The sequence below is a fragment of the Nitrospirales bacterium genome (assembly GCA_031315865.1).
In the GTDB taxonomy this organism is placed as follows: Bacteria; Nitrospirota; Nitrospiria; order Nitrospirales; family UBA8639; genus JAGQKC01.
Genome location: JALDRJ010000002.1, coordinates 1,536,288 through 1,550,217, shown reverse-complemented (window position 1 = coordinate 1,550,217; position 13,930 = coordinate 1,536,288). Strand labels below are relative to the sequence as shown.

General features: G+C 50.9%; 13 protein-coding genes. 9 read left to right on the top strand and 4 right to left on the bottom strand.

Features of this window, described 5'->3' with window-relative positions; genetic code table 11:
• Window positions 1–23: 23 nt before the first annotated feature.
• The 3 genes from MRJ96_07160 to MRJ96_07150 all read left to right on the top strand — a co-directional run bounded on the left by MRJ96_07160 (window position 24) and on the right by MRJ96_07150 (window position 1,733).
• Window positions 24–476, top strand: coding sequence for a hypothetical protein (locus tag MRJ96_07160; GenBank protein MDR4501210.1), 453 nt, complete (start codon window positions 24–26; stop codon window positions 474–476).
• 598 nt (window positions 477–1,074) lie between these two features.
• Window positions 1,075–1,317 (top strand): type II toxin-antitoxin system prevent-host-death family antitoxin, encoded by a 243-nt coding sequence (locus MRJ96_07155; protein ID MDR4501209.1) that lies wholly within the window; start codon window positions 1,075–1,077, stop codon window positions 1,315–1,317.
• On the top strand, window positions 1,314–1,733 hold the full coding sequence (locus MRJ96_07150; GenBank protein ID MDR4501208.1) for a type II toxin-antitoxin system VapC family toxin: 420 nt from the start codon (window positions 1,314–1,316) through the stop codon (window positions 1,731–1,733). The genes MRJ96_07155 and MRJ96_07150 overlap by 4 nt, the downstream gene beginning before the upstream one ends.
• 109 nt (window positions 1,734–1,842) lie before the next feature.
• Here MRJ96_07150 and MRJ96_07145 read toward each other — a convergent pair whose 3' ends face one another.
• The 3 genes from MRJ96_07145 to MRJ96_07135 form a co-directional block, all read right to left on the bottom strand.
• Window positions 1,843–2,604: a DUF3365 domain-containing protein gene (locus tag MRJ96_07145; GenBank protein MDR4501207.1), complete on the bottom strand. Its 762-nt coding sequence runs from the start codon at window positions 2,602–2,604 to the stop codon at window positions 1,843–1,845.
• 323 nt (window positions 2,605–2,927) lie between these two features.
• The gene (locus tag MRJ96_07140; protein ID MDR4501206.1) at window positions 2,928–3,104 is read right to left on the bottom strand and encodes a hypothetical protein; all 177 of its coding nucleotides are present in this window, start codon (window positions 3,102–3,104) and stop codon (window positions 2,928–2,930) included.
• 153 nt (window positions 3,105–3,257) lie between these two features.
• Window positions 3,258–3,893: a hypothetical protein gene (locus MRJ96_07135; protein ID MDR4501205.1), complete on the bottom strand. Its 636-nt coding sequence runs from the start codon at window positions 3,891–3,893 to the stop codon at window positions 3,258–3,260.
• Between the two features lie 297 nt (window positions 3,894–4,190).
• Between MRJ96_07135 and MRJ96_07130 the strand changes: the two genes are divergently transcribed.
• The 3 genes from MRJ96_07130 (at window position 4,191) to MRJ96_07120 (ending at window position 8,436) form a co-directional block, all read left to right on the top strand.
• Window positions 4,191–6,605, top strand: coding sequence for a hypothetical protein (locus tag MRJ96_07130; protein MDR4501204.1), 2,415 nt, complete (start codon window positions 4,191–4,193; stop codon window positions 6,603–6,605).
• A 201-nt stretch (window positions 6,606–6,806) separates the two neighbouring features.
• The gene (locus MRJ96_07125; GenBank protein MDR4501203.1) at window positions 6,807–8,084 is read left to right on the top strand and encodes a caspase family protein; all 1,278 of its coding nucleotides are present in this window, start codon (window positions 6,807–6,809) and stop codon (window positions 8,082–8,084) included.
• A gap of 37 nt (window positions 8,085–8,121) precedes the next feature.
• Window positions 8,122–8,436: a YHYH domain-containing protein gene (locus MRJ96_07120; GenBank protein ID MDR4501202.1), complete on the top strand. Its 315-nt coding sequence runs from the start codon at window positions 8,122–8,124 to the stop codon at window positions 8,434–8,436.
• 36 nt (window positions 8,437–8,472) lie between these two features.
• Here the strand turns inward: MRJ96_07120 and MRJ96_07115 are convergent, their stop codons facing one another.
• Window positions 8,473–9,045 carry a porin family protein gene (locus tag MRJ96_07115; protein MDR4501201.1) on the bottom strand — a complete coding sequence of 191 codons (573 nt, stop codon included), beginning with the start codon at window positions 9,043–9,045 and terminating at the stop codon, window positions 8,473–8,475.
• Window positions 9,046–9,538: 493 nt separating this feature from the next.
• Between MRJ96_07115 and MRJ96_07110 the strand changes: the two genes are divergently transcribed.
• The 3 genes from MRJ96_07110 to MRJ96_07100 all read left to right on the top strand — a co-directional run bounded on the left by MRJ96_07110 (window position 9,539) and on the right by MRJ96_07100 (window position 13,921).
• Window positions 9,539–9,877, top strand: coding sequence for a 4a-hydroxytetrahydrobiopterin dehydratase (locus tag MRJ96_07110; protein ID MDR4501200.1), 339 nt, complete (start codon window positions 9,539–9,541; stop codon window positions 9,875–9,877).
• Window positions 9,870–11,831, top strand: coding sequence for a RiPP maturation radical SAM C-methyltransferase (locus MRJ96_07105; GenBank protein MDR4501199.1), 1,962 nt, complete (start codon window positions 9,870–9,872; stop codon window positions 11,829–11,831). The genes MRJ96_07110 and MRJ96_07105 overlap by 8 nt, the downstream gene beginning before the upstream one ends.
• 167 nt (window positions 11,832–11,998) lie before the next feature.
• Complete coding sequence (locus MRJ96_07100; protein ID MDR4501198.1) at window positions 11,999–13,921, top strand: LysM peptidoglycan-binding domain-containing protein; 1,923 nt, start codon at window positions 11,999–12,001, stop codon at window positions 13,919–13,921.
• Window positions 13,922–13,930 lie beyond the last annotated feature (9 nt).

Genomic DNA, 13,930 nt, shown 5'->3' with positions numbered 1-13,930 from the left:
ACGACATCATCAGGCTGATTTACTTGCGGCGGCACTATGAAATCGTCGATGACAAAGGTAATGGATATCAAGTGCTGTCCAATGTTCTTCACAAAAGGGAACGGGCCATTGATACCCGTGAGCCTAAAGATTCAGATGATAACTATCCAGAAATGGATGATTCCAGCTTCTCGTCCGGCTGCGCTGAGATATGTAAGAAATTAGCCAACTTTTCCTACTCTGAAATTCTAACTCGGATTTCTGACACCCATGCACTGAAGACACTTTATAGCGATTCTGCAAATGGCTATGAAAAACTCCAGCTATTCCGACTTTTGGGGCTGGATGTTGAAAATTCTGTTATTCGGAAATTCATAAATGAAACCTACCATATTGAGAATGAATCGATTTGCCAGCTTGACCCTGTAAAATTCGACACTATCCCCGGATATGTCGTGGAAGAGTGTGACAAATTAATGAGCGGGGTTCAGGCATGATTTAGTCGATTTTCTGGGGCCAAGCCCCGTTTTATACCTTCTAATTTGTCACATGTGTGTCGCAAAGGGGACAGTCTTTTTCGCGAAGAGACAATGCCCTTCACGGGTTTGACTCCCAAGACATCAACATTGGGAATGTTGAAAAAAGCCGCCAGCGGCGTTCTCGCCATTTTTCCGTGCTCACGTAATGCCTGTACGCTCTGCGCGGAAAAATGGCTGCGGCCTTACTGAACGAACTTTTTTGGCCATTCCCCAGCGTTTATGATGTCGGTCTCCTATAGGGCGTTTCTGGGCTATGCGAATGAATAATTCAACAGCCCCACATTGGGAAGAACGCCATCAGCCTTAAGCCTTACTGTAATTCAGACTAGTCTATATGCTATAGCGAATCCAAATACGTTCCAATCGATAAACACGACAAACCCCACGCGGTACGACGTTGTCACAAGCGGAAGGCGATACCCGTTTGGATGTCCGGACACACCTGAATGTTTCTCTCACGTCTTGAAGAGCCAAGGCGTATAAGGGCGCGCTGGATCGTTTCGGTATCACTGGAACGGCTATAGTCTATTGATGAGTGATAGGACGGGAGACGATCATGAAGATTGAGATCGGATCTTATGAAGCAAAAACGAAACTCCCAGAATTACTACGGCAAGTGAAAACCGGCAAAAGCTTTACCATCACGAATCGCGGGGAAGCCGTGGCAGATCTTGTCCCTAGCGCAGGACCGAAAGCCAAGGACAAAATTGCGGCAGCAGAAAAGCTCAAGGCATTCATGCGAGCTGATCCTGTGCGAGGAATCAACCTCAAGGAACTTATTGAAGAGGGGCGTGCGTGAGTTTTGTGCTTGATAATTCGGTGACTATGCGCTGGTTCTTGGGTGATGGCCAAGCACGGGAATTGACCTATGCTAGCAAGGTGCTTGACGCCATGAAAGCTGTCAGTGCATTTGTCCCTGTGACATGGGGACTTGAGGTGGCCAATGTCATTGCCAGAGCAAAAGCCAAAGGCCTGGTAACCGAGGCGCGAAGCTCGGCATTTCTTGAAATGCTGGAAAATGTGGCTATTGAAGTGGATTCGGCCACCTTCACCCACGCACTGTCCGGCACTCTTCAACTGGCCCGACGATACAGACTCTCCGCTTATGACGCGTCCTACCTCGAGCTCGCCTTACGGTTCGGCCTGCCACTCGCCACACTCGACATGGATTTACAGTCGGCGGCCAAGAGGACGGGAGTAAAAAAACTGTCGTGAAACTTTGCATGAACAAGGGACCAACATATTGTTGAGGACCAGAAGAAGAAAGGCCATCCGGTCGATATCGACAGAATGGCCTTGGCATGCAGACTCGTCTACAACACTGTCAAGGAAGCGGTAATTTCACGCTGATAGCTCCAGCCAGTTGGCCTTCGTGCCCACCCTCCTTCTCATAGCCTGAAATATCCTTTTCGCCTTTCGGTCCGCCGTGACAAGCGAGGCAGGCTTTTTCATAGTAGAGCGGCATGAGAACTCGCACGCTCTTTTCTTCTGGAACCGTCTTGCTATAGATCGTTTCATGATCGTTCGAAGCCGAGGAGGCAAAAATTTTCATCACCTCGGTTTCATACCCATCAGCCTTATTCTTTGGATTCCTCAAAAATTGATCGGGCGCTGTCTGCTTGAGGTAGATATTCGACCAATTCCGAAAGCGTTTAGCCGTCTCTGTGCCAAACGTGGCCGGAATCAAACCTTTATACTTCACCCCTTGAATGTTGATCACCGGCTGATAACTGGCCACGGTCTCCTTGCTGACGCTCAAGAGTCTCGCCAATAACGGTCGGGCAGGATCGGGAACCTTCGCATGCTGGAGGTCATGAAGATCGACTCCGGTTTCCTTCTGAAAAGACACGACAACCTGACGCTCAAAGACTTCCGGCGTAAAGCCTTTGTGTCCTTTGGTTGGGTCATTGATATTGTCTTGATTCACGCCGATGACGATACGGCCCGTGTCTAACAACTTCGCCAACAACCGACCGGTCTCGACAAGCTCAGGATTCGCAAAGGCCAGACTCGGCATCCCACCCAGATACCAGAGGACTACCATTACTATGCTGCCTCGCAACCATCGCCCCTGTTTCCTGTTCATCGCCCTACCTCCCTGGAATGAGGATTTCAGTACCGTCCATGGTCTGAAAACCAAAATATCTCGCTGACTGAATCGTGGATATAAGTCCAAGAGCACAAGCCTTCAAGATGGCAACGGCTCAAAAAACCTAAACACAATAGACTCAATTCCCTTACGTGAGAATAAGGATACAAAATGGCTTTATGCGCGGGCAAGCCGCTTTATTTGAGCTGAAATCCTGAGCTGAAAATAAGAGGGTATTCTATGTATGGTAGGTGAAGGAAATATTCTAGACAAGCAGAGGTAACGAGAGAGACGACCGTCCCTCTCCCGGATGACAAAGGCTATTCCGTTCCCTGAAGAGCGGCAGCCTCCGGCGAGATAGTGACCGTATCCTGAGGCTTGGCTTGGGGGGATTGCAGTTGGGCCGCTCCTGCGTTGGCTTGTCCGGCGGCCTCAATGAGTGGAAGCGCCAGTTGGGGAAGAGAATTGGCCGCGACTAATGCAGAAATTTGACTCATCGTCTACCTTCCTTTCTTGAAGCTCTACATCGGTAACTCTGGCCGGGATCTTAACCAGGATCATACAGACCGATGCATCTTGGATGACGACGAGTGATGAGCGAGAGTCGCGTTACTCTCGCAAGATACGAGAGACGAGCAACAACCTACACATTAATCGATGGGCGGGGCATTGGCTTCGTCACGGCGTTCTTTTTGTTCCTCGTAGTACGCTTTTTCATCGTCCTCATACTTGGTCTGAAGCTTAATGGCCTCGATCTCCACAGGAGTCAGGTAGCGAAGTGCGGTCGCGCAGAGGATACGCTGTTTGACGGTGCCTTTGAGTTGAATATTCACCAGGACATCAGCACCAATCTGCTTGGCGCGTTCCCGCAGGTCCGCATGCATGGCATCCCAGTTGATTTTCTTCTGATCGGACGGCTGTTCAACCTCCACCATCCCCAGCTCGTGATGAGGCCGTTCCGGCACCTCATCGAGCACTTCAATCTCGTTCGACGTATACCTGAGCCCACCATCGGAAGGAGGGGCGGAAGGCTTGGCCTCGCGCTTGGGATAGCGAGCTTCCCGAATATTGAACACTTTCAGCCGCGCCTCGGCTAACGCCGATTCATGCGGATTGCTGCTTTTCATCAAATTCTTGAGCTTTTTAATTCGTTCTTGCGCTTCGTGGAGGCTCATTTTGGCCCCCTTTTTCTTGAGCATATTCACTGGCATACGATCACTCCACAGATGAACGGATGAAAAATATTCTTCACATCGCCTCACACGACTCTCGGGTACTTTATGCACCGATTTGCCTCCCTGTACAAAGGACGGGAGCATCCATGTCTACCTAGGGCGAAAACCAATTGTCAACAAGGGTCCATCGAAAAAACCGCCTCGACGTTTTATTCAACACACGCCATCACTTCCAACATTGCCCCACAAACTCAGTGGGATCATACGCGATCCATAGATATGTGGATTCAACCATGAACAGCCTTTGCAAGATTCAGTGGAGTCGTCGCTTGAAAGATTCGAACAAAAAGAGTGTAATGCTCGACTGACTTCTCAAGAAATGGAACAGCGTTCATGGAGGATGTCGTCATGCAGAACTCATGGCTCCAAAGGAAATGGGATGCCGTACGTCAGGTCTTTCGCGCACTCACGTTAATCAGGTTCAACATCATCTTAGGCGCGGCCTGCATCTTCGCCCTGCACACGGATCAAGGACAAGACGTCCTCCGGGCGCTCGTGGAAGTCGACCCGTGGTATCGCAACGCCCTTCCCAAGCTTTCTTTTTTGCTTTTCACTCTGTCCTTTGCCCTCACGGCGTGGTACTTCGCTCGAGTGATGTTCGCGTTTACGTTCCCTTCGGAATCAGGCGAGACCCCCACGCACAATGCTGAGTCCTTTGAAGGCATTAAGCTACTCGTTACCCAATGGCTTGGGCCCATCATCATCGTGATGGTGATGTTAGCGCTTACCAAAGCGGCAGGCAGTTACGAGTCTTGGACCGAAGCTCCAAGCATTCAGCTCATCGCGATGGCGGTCTTATTACCCATCCTTGGAATTTTTGTCGTCCTCGTGATCTACCCCTGTCTCCAACATTTTCATTTATATGATCGGCTTGAAGACAAGACGCAAGTCATTTCATCCTTGAGCGACCTTCCTCGAGGACCCCGTGTCTGGTTTCTCATAGCCATGATCGCCAGCGTATCGTCCTTTTTCTTATTTTATATCGATCATGGCTCCATCGGCCCCTGGATCGGGACTGCGGGAATCCTGATGCTCTGGGCCACGACACTCGTCGCGATGGGGGGAGGACTTGTCTATTTAGGCAATCGATATCGAGTCCCCGTCATTGGCTTCATCATTCTTTGGGTGATCGGATGGAGTTTATTCAACGACAATCATCGTGTTCGCCAAACCATGACCATGCGGCCCTACCAGGAACAGCAAAAAAGCTGGACCGAAATGCCCAAGGCTCTCCTCGCCGCCGTGTTTTCTTACACGAAGGGCATTATCCCTCGAGGCGCGAAAGAAGAAGATCCGTTTGAGAAGTACTTCTTGCCGTGGTTCAAGAATCTGGAACAGCAGTGGCGAGCAGGACGGCACAACCTCCCCGGTCATGATGGGCCCATTCCCGTCATTTTAGTCTCAACGGAAGGCGGGGGAATTCGAGCGGCCTACTGGACGGCCAATGTTCTCGCCGAGCTACAGGATCGAAGCCAGGAACTCATCCGTCAAGGTCAGATTCCACTCGATTTTGCTCGACACGTATTCTCAATCAGCGGCGTCTCGGGAGGAAGCCTGGGCGGCGCCGTGTTTGCCGGGTTGATTAAAGAACAGCATGAAGAGCCACAGTCCACAGCACCATCAACATGCGGCGTACGCCCCGGAAATCCGATTCGGCCATCCGCTCAAACGATTCTCAGCCAGGATTTTTTGTCTCCAACCGTCGGGGTCCTGCTCTTTCCGGACATGTTTCAACGGTTCTTACCCGTGGGCATCCTGGACGATCGTGCGTTAGCGTTGGAAAAAGCCTGGGAACGAGCATGGTTCGATTGTACCGGATCAACTCGCTTTGCCGAACCATTCGACAATCTCTGGGACCAAGAACACTTCAGCGTTCCATTACTCTTTTTAAACAGTACCGTCGTGGAAACAGGTCAGCGAATCATCATGCACCCGCTCCCGTTCGCGACACTTCAAAGCACCCAACCCAATGCCCCCAAAACGCTTCAGGACATCTCAACATTTCAAGATTACTTCAATAACGCCCTGGACGGACCTGCCGTCATCGGAGGGAAAGTTCCGTTAAGCACCGCCGTCCACATGAGTGCGCGGTTTACGTACGTAAGCCCTGCCGGCACGATCTTTCGGCAAGATCTTCCCCCCAATGACCCCACGTCACAACCAGAAGTCATTCGCGTGGTCGATGGCGGGTATTTTGAGAACTCCGGAGCCGTCACCACTGATGAAATTCTTTTGGCTATTCGAAGAGTGGCGTCCGAAAAAAACCTCTCCGTTCACCCTATCGTGATCCATATCAGCAATGATCCCCTCAAACACAAAACACGAACGCGTCGGGAATTCACCGGTTCCCGCGCAGTGTTACCTGAAATTCTCTCACCCGTATGGGCATTGCTGAACGTACGGCCCGCGAGGGGGTATCAGGCCCGGGAGGAACTTGGGCAACGCGCCGAGCTCGGACTCAGCATGCAAAACACCGGGAGCCACACCATCGGCTCGTTCGCTCATTTTCAACTGTGTGAGTTCAAGCGACCGTTGCCATTGGGATGGATGCTTTCAGAACTTTCCCGCAATGATATGAATGAACAACTGCCTTCTATCGCAACTTCTCCCGACCCCTTGTTCAAAACGATTGCCCAGTTCAACCTCAACCATCTTGACGTTGTCCTGGATGGATTGGCTGGGAATTATCATCCGTCCGGTAACCAAACGGATATCCTCACGGATTACGAACGGGATTGCATGGGGACGCCACCAACTATCTAGCGTGGAGCCCATGTGACAATCATGCATAATCTTTTCACGGTTTCTTCCTGATGCGATGAGATTTTCTTGATCACGTCTTCGTCTTCCAGAAAAATTTCCTTTAGGCCCTTCTTCTGGTATCGTTATCACTGTGAAAGTGATCTTGTCTCTATTCCCTGACAACCTATTTTCCCTGCGCTCCCTGCATTGATGATCACGACCGTGAAGCCCCGGATACACGAGCCCCGTTACACTCGATCGTGTTTATTCTTCCTGCTCATCCTCCACATGGTGCTCATGACAGGATGTGTGTTCTCTCCATCGAAGTCGTATGACGGAGCTAGGGTCAATTACATCGCCTATCGCGGGCTGGATTCGGCCCATGCCGCCACACAGACGGTAACCGTCGAAGCCAACAAAGCCTGGCAACCTTCGGGCGTTGAACTGCAAGAAAACTCCAAGGTCAAAATCCTGGCGATGGGAAAATGGAGCCCTTGGCCGGCTTTGAATATTTGGAGCGGTCCCGAGGGAAATCCCAAGGCAGGCAAAGAGGTCCCATGGATCACATCCAGCGCCTTAATGGCCAAGATTGGCGAGAACGGGAAACCATTCGAGATTGGGAACGAGCGAGAATTTCAGGCGACTGAACAAGGCCTGTTATACTTGGCCATCAACGATCCCTTTGGGTATTTGTCTGACAATACGGGTTCGCTTCAAGTGACGATCCACACCATTTCCCCTGCCTCCGAGACGCCGCCAACTTCCGTTTCAGCCCCCGTCAGCACAGCCGCTGCGGCAAGAAATACGACGACGCAAAAGCGTACGGCTCTCGTCATCGGAAACAGTCACTATGATGTCGGCGTCCTTCGTAATCCCGCTAACGATGCACAGGACATCGCCAGAACACTGGAACAACTTGGGTTTCACGTCACCTTATCCATTGACGCCACACAAGAACAGATGGAAACAGCCATCAGTGAGTTTGGAAGATCCTTGTACCTTGGTGGCGTAGGATTGTTTTATTACGCAGGACATGGCGTGCAGGTTGACGGGGAGAACTACCTTATCCCGGTTCGTGCTCGCATTGAATCTGAAAGTGACGTCCGGTACAGGGGCGTACACGTGGGACAGATACTGGGGAAAATGGGAGAAGCGAGAAACGGGTTTAACGTCATCATCCTCGACGCCTGTCGAGATAATCCGTTCGCTCGAAGCTTTCGATCGAGTACGCGGGGCTTAGCCGTCGTGAGGGATGCGGCGCCTCAAGGCACCCTCATCGCCTACGCCACGAGCCCGGGAAATGTGGCGAGTGATGGAGATGAAAGCAACGGACTGTACACCAAACATCTTCTCCAAAACATGGTCACGCCGAATCTCTCGATCGAACAAGTCTTTAAACGAGTCTTACAGGGAGTTGAACGCGAAACTAACGGCAAACAAACGCCTTGGACATCTTCATCGTTTTCCGGTGATTTTTATTTTGTCCGAAACGCCTCCTGATCTCTTCACTATCATGCGTGAAAAGAAACCCCATCCGATGCATCCACTCAACATCCTTCTCATCGCATTGCTCTTCTTCGCTTTTCTCCCGGCGCAAGGGTTCTCGCATCCCGGCGGCTTAGATGCCGATGGCTGCCATGTCAATCACAAGAATGGCAAAAAACATTGTCACGAGAAAAAAGACGCGAAGGGAAAATCAAAGAAGACCACGAAGAAAGATGCCGCCAAGAATCTGAACAAGGGTCAAGGCGCCAAGGCCGCCGAAAAAGCCACGGCCCAAAAGAAACCGGCTGCCAAGAAGAAGGGGAAGACAAAGAGCAAGGCGAAGGACAAGAAACCCAAAAAGAATTAAATGCGAGATCGCCTTGGCTCCCCAAGGCGATCTTTATTAAAAGCGAAATTGAATCCCTCCACCCAGAGCCACATAGTCCAGATCATCAACATCCCCGCCTGGGGCAACATAGGTGATTTCTGCATTGATGAGCCAATTGGGCGTCAGGTAAAAGTCAGCCCCGCCTCCAAAACGAGCGGCAATACCGGTTTCCGTAATATTCGACCTTAATAGTGATGAATCCGCTGTAGCCGTCATAGCGCCGATTCCCACGAGTCCAAATGGTTGAATGCGGCCGGTAAGGGCAAAGACCTTTGCATTCAACGTGGCCGTCCATGTCTCAATATCCAAGGTGGCTTGTTTGAGGTCAAAACCAATAACTCGCTCGCCTTCGGCCTCAATCGCAAAATGTGGATGAAAGCGGTAGCCCAGTCTAAAATTAAACCCTTCGGAATCCTTGAAAGACAACACTCCCGTATCGTTAAATTCCTCCAGGGCATACATTCCCCCACCGCCGATGTAAAACCCATTGCGGGCAAATTCTGAATGTTCCTCGTTTCCCTGCGCCATCGCAAGCGCTGAGCTCATTCCTACTATGCAAATTGAAAATATTACGATGGATGGTTTCATGAATAGGCTCCCCCTTCTTCCCGTGAACACAGGCTATTGATTTGTTGTTTTAAGACGTACACAGCCCCCTCATCCGTCAAATTGCTCTCAATTCCCCGTTCGAGGGGGCTCGTTCATCGCACGCAATCTCTTGTAATTGTCTACAGAGGCTCCTCCCGTCTATAATTTGCCCTTTGTTTCATAGGGGCTGTTGAAAAAAGCCGTCAGCGGCGTTCTCGCCATGTTGCCGTGCTCACGTAATGCCAGTACGCTCCGCGCGTCAACATGCCTGTGGCCTTGCTGCTTGGCTCGCATTGCTCATGATCATTGCCAATGGCCCCTACCCTCGCATGATGAAGTGTTCAACAGGACTGAAACACGGAAGATGAGCCAAGACTTTTTTGAACCGCCCCGACCCTGCTGGATTACAACGTTTTTCTGGCAGAATATGGCTCTTGATAACTTCATTATTCAACATGCCCTCATAAGACTTTTCAACTAAGGAGGCGACATCATGAGTCTCGCAGATAAAACCTGTATTCCCTGCCGGGGTGGAGTCCCACCATTGGAACCTGGGCAAGTTCAGGAACTGTTAGGACAATTGGAGGGAGGATGGGAATTAAACGCGCAGGGTCATCTTGAACGCCTCTATACGTTCAAGAATTTTGCCGAGGCCTTAGCCTTCGTCAATCGCGTCGGGGCTGTGGCGGAAGCGGAAGGACATCATCCGGATCTCTATTTAGCCTGGGGAAAATGTACAGTGGAAATCTGGACCCATAAGATCAACGGGCTGACGGAAAGCGACTTCTTCATGGCGGCGAAAGCCGATCGTGAATTTCAGGCCAATGGCTGATATCGACCTAGCCGATCGACCGTCATTGATTCAGGTCGACTCCACGGCATCACCGAGGACATCGACTGCATCAAATACCGATGATGTGGACTTTCGAGCCTACGGCACGAAGGTGGCCCTCGTCACGATGCCGTTTACCTATTCAAAGTTTCCGTCCATTCAATTGGGCACCCTCTCGGCCTTGCTGAAAGCCCAGGGGATTGGCGTCAAAACGTATCATCTCAATCTTGAATTTGCCCATGTCATCGGCGTGCCATTGTATGAAATCTTGTGCGAAAAGCGCGGCCTGATCGGAGAATGGCTCTTTTCTTCCATCCTGTTCAGGGACAATCCCAAACATGTTCAATATCCCAGAGACTTTAAACCGGTCTTTGAAGACACCGCTCGCGAAGCCAATTGTTCAGTCGGCTATTTGGAAGAGATCGCGTATAAAATCGCGCCGCAATTTTTAACGCGGTCTATGACGGTCTATGACTGGGACCAGTACGACATCGTGGGTTTTACCTCGACCTTCGATCAAAACGTCGCCAGCCTGACGATGGCCAAACTCATCAAGGATCTGTACCCTCACATTCGCATCGTCTTTGGCGGGGCCAACTTCGACGGAGAAATGGGGCTTGAACATTTTCGCGCCTTCCCCTGGATTGATTATGTCGTGGTGGGTGAAGGAGAAGAGAGCTTTCCGCCACTGGTCAAACAGATCTTGACCCGCAAGGAAGACACAATCCCGCCGGGTGTCGCCCATCGAAAGGATGGAGACATCGTCCTCACCCACAATACCCGATTATTTTCCAGCTTTTCGGCCATGGGGCCGCCTGACTACGACGATTACTTCGTGCAATTGGCTGAACTTGAACAACAAGGCTCGACAGGATTAAACAGGATTCTCCTCTACGAAGGATCACGCGGTTGCTGGTGGGGGGAGAAACATCATTGCACGTTTTGCGGGCTCAATGCCCAGGCCATGACGTTTCGCGCCAAACCGCCTGAACAGGTCACGGACGAATTGGACTACCTTTCGAGTCGCTATGAGACCACGAGGTTTCGCATGGTCGACAACATCATCGACATGAAGTATATCGATGGACTCTTCGGCAAATTCGCGGAGGCGCACTTGGATCTCGACGTGTTCATGGAAACCAAAAGCAATCTCACGAAACGACAAATTCGAACCTTGGCCCAAGGCGGTGTGAAATGCATGCAACCCGGCATTGAAAGCATGAGCGCCGCGCAACTCAAGGAAATGGACAAAGGCGTGAGCCCGCTCCAGAACATTCAATGCCTCAAATGGAGCCGGTATTACAATGTTGACGTTTCGTGGAATATTCTGCTCGGGTTTCCCCGCGAAACGAATCAGGACTATCAACGTCAACGTGATCTCATCCCCTCCCTCCTGCACTTTCAACCGCCTGAGTCGACTGGGAAACTGTGGCTCGAGCGATTCAGCCCGTATTTCATGAGACCACAAGACTACGGGATACGCATTCTTGGTCCTGATCCGGCATACGAGTACGTGTATGATGAAAAAAGAGTCGATCTGTCAAAAATCGCGTACGACTTTGAATATGAAGCTGATTGGAACGTAGACGAGACCGTGTACGGAGAATTGGTCCAAGCAGTGAATGATTGGAGGGCCAGGTATTTTTCTGAAAACCGCCCTTTTCTGTTCTATTCCAAAGCCATCAGCTACGTGATTATCTATGATGGAAGACAGCCCGCACCGACCAGTGAGCGGTTTGACCAGCCGGCAGCGTTCATCATCGATTACTGTAACGAACAGCCCCGGACCTTTGAGCAGATCCGACAGGCTGTACAACAGCAGGTACGGAAAGACCCGGATGATTCGATCATCTCGCTCAAGGAGGTGATCGCGCTCCTTGTCAGTAAAAGAATCTTGCATGAAGAAAAAGAACGATACTTTACACTCGCATTACCAGTGAATCCTCATTTATAAGCGCACAATTTCTCACAACCTGACTCATCGCTCATGGCCATATATATTTGCTCTAACCACACGGAAAACATACAGGTTGGGCATATTGCTCTACTTCAGATTGACAATTTTTCAGATGCTTAGTACTGTGTAAAGTTGTGCAGGAATTTACCGAAAAGTCTTTTAAAATGCCGAAGTTATTAAAAAGCACCTCAAAGTGGAGACGCCTGTCTGTCTCCTGCCTTCTAGTTGTGGCGTGGTGTAATGTTGGACCACACCCTCTCTCCTACGGACAGCCTTCCGCAGACACCAGTAACGCATCGTCTCATGTTTCCGATCTCAACTCACACGCACAAAAACCGCTGGCCCCTATTTGGGGATATTCTGAGCAAGATGACCGAAACTTCGAGCTTCCCTCGTATCGCATGGCCAAAGAGGCGGTCGTCGAGGACTCAGATTATCGTCAACCACTACCGATTCCCTCGACGCGACAAGAAACAGCGGCTTCATCACCGTTTTCCGAAGACACAGCTTCTCAGCTCGACGCGGTCGAGCCGGATCAAGAAGACGACACGATTTTGACGGACCAAGAACAGGAAGAGCTAGTTGAGCGCCCTTTTGATGAAAGTGACACAGAAGACGAGCTTACCCGTGATATCACTCTCTCCCTGCCGACAGTCGTTCACTGGACCTCTCCTCAGCCATGGGGACGGTTTGAGCTTGATACGCCGGATACATTTCAGGAAGTTTTTTCCAACCCGTTGCAGCGGTATGAACCGTTATTTCACCCGGGTAAGTCATATACCCCGACTGCCTTGACCCACCCGTACGGCTTCGTGCCGCTTGTGCTCAACAGGCACGTGGAACGCAATTTGGACTATTTCCGCGTGGGGATTCCAGAACGCTTCCAAGGGTACCTTGATCGATACGCGAAGTATAAGCCGCTCGTCGAACAAATCTTTCAAGAATTCGGCCTGCCAAAGGAGTTGGGCTACCTCTCGTTAGTCGAGAGTGGATTTAATCCGCGTGCCTACTCTCGTGCCCGGGCATCGGGTCCCTGGCAATTCATGAAAGCGACGGGTCGCATGTATGGGCTGAAGGTCACGTGGTACGTTGATGAACGACGTGACCCGGTCAAATCCACGATCGCGGCGGCCCACCACCTTCGAGATCTCTACGATCAATTCGGTTCTTGGCCATTGGCTCTTGGTGCATATAACGCCGGCGGCGGAAAGATTAGCCGGGCCATTCGACGAACCGGGACCCGTGATTTCTGGAAAATCCGGAATACATGGCACATCCGACGAGAAACCAAGGAATATGTGCCACGATTTATCGCGGCAACGCTGATTGGCTCACATCCTTCTGACCATGGCTTTTCCGTCCAATCGACTGCCCCCTATGCCTATGACGAAGTGTTGATCCATAAGCGCGTACATCTCAAAGCTGTCGCCAAAACAGCTGGCATCTCTCTTGAGACACTCAGGGAACTCAACCCGGAACTTCGACGAAGCATCGTCCCATCTGTTCGGAAAGGATATCCCCTGAAAGTGCCGACAGGTATGGGGCACTCTGTCCATCAACAACATGACCTCATTCAGCCATGGACCCAACCGCCTCCCCCGCCAACGACATGGTATCGCGTCCGCTATGGGGATAGCCTTTCTGTCGTGGCGAGACGATTTCGCATGAAGGTCCGAACACTGCGGAGCCTGAACGGTCTTTCCGGAAACCTCATCCGTGTCGGCCAACGTCTTCGCGTCAGAGCCGACGAAACTCCAGTTGATTACAACACAAGCTGGTATACCGTCAGGCAAGGTGATAACCTGTCAGAAATCGCCAACAAATTCGGGACCACCGCCCAGAAACTGCAAAAACTGAATAATCTCTCAAGTCATCTTATTCATGTCGGCGACAAGCTGCGAGTAAGAGAAACGGCAAAAGCTCCAGAATCATCCAACGGGGAGGCAAAATGGTATCGGGTTCGCCAAGGGGATAGCCTCTGGAAAATTGCCCAACAGTTTCGGGTAAGCGTCACAGACCTCAAACTCTTGAATAATCTGACGACGAGTGCGATTCGGGTAGGAAAGCTGTTATTGGTTAGCCAATAAGGGTTGGAG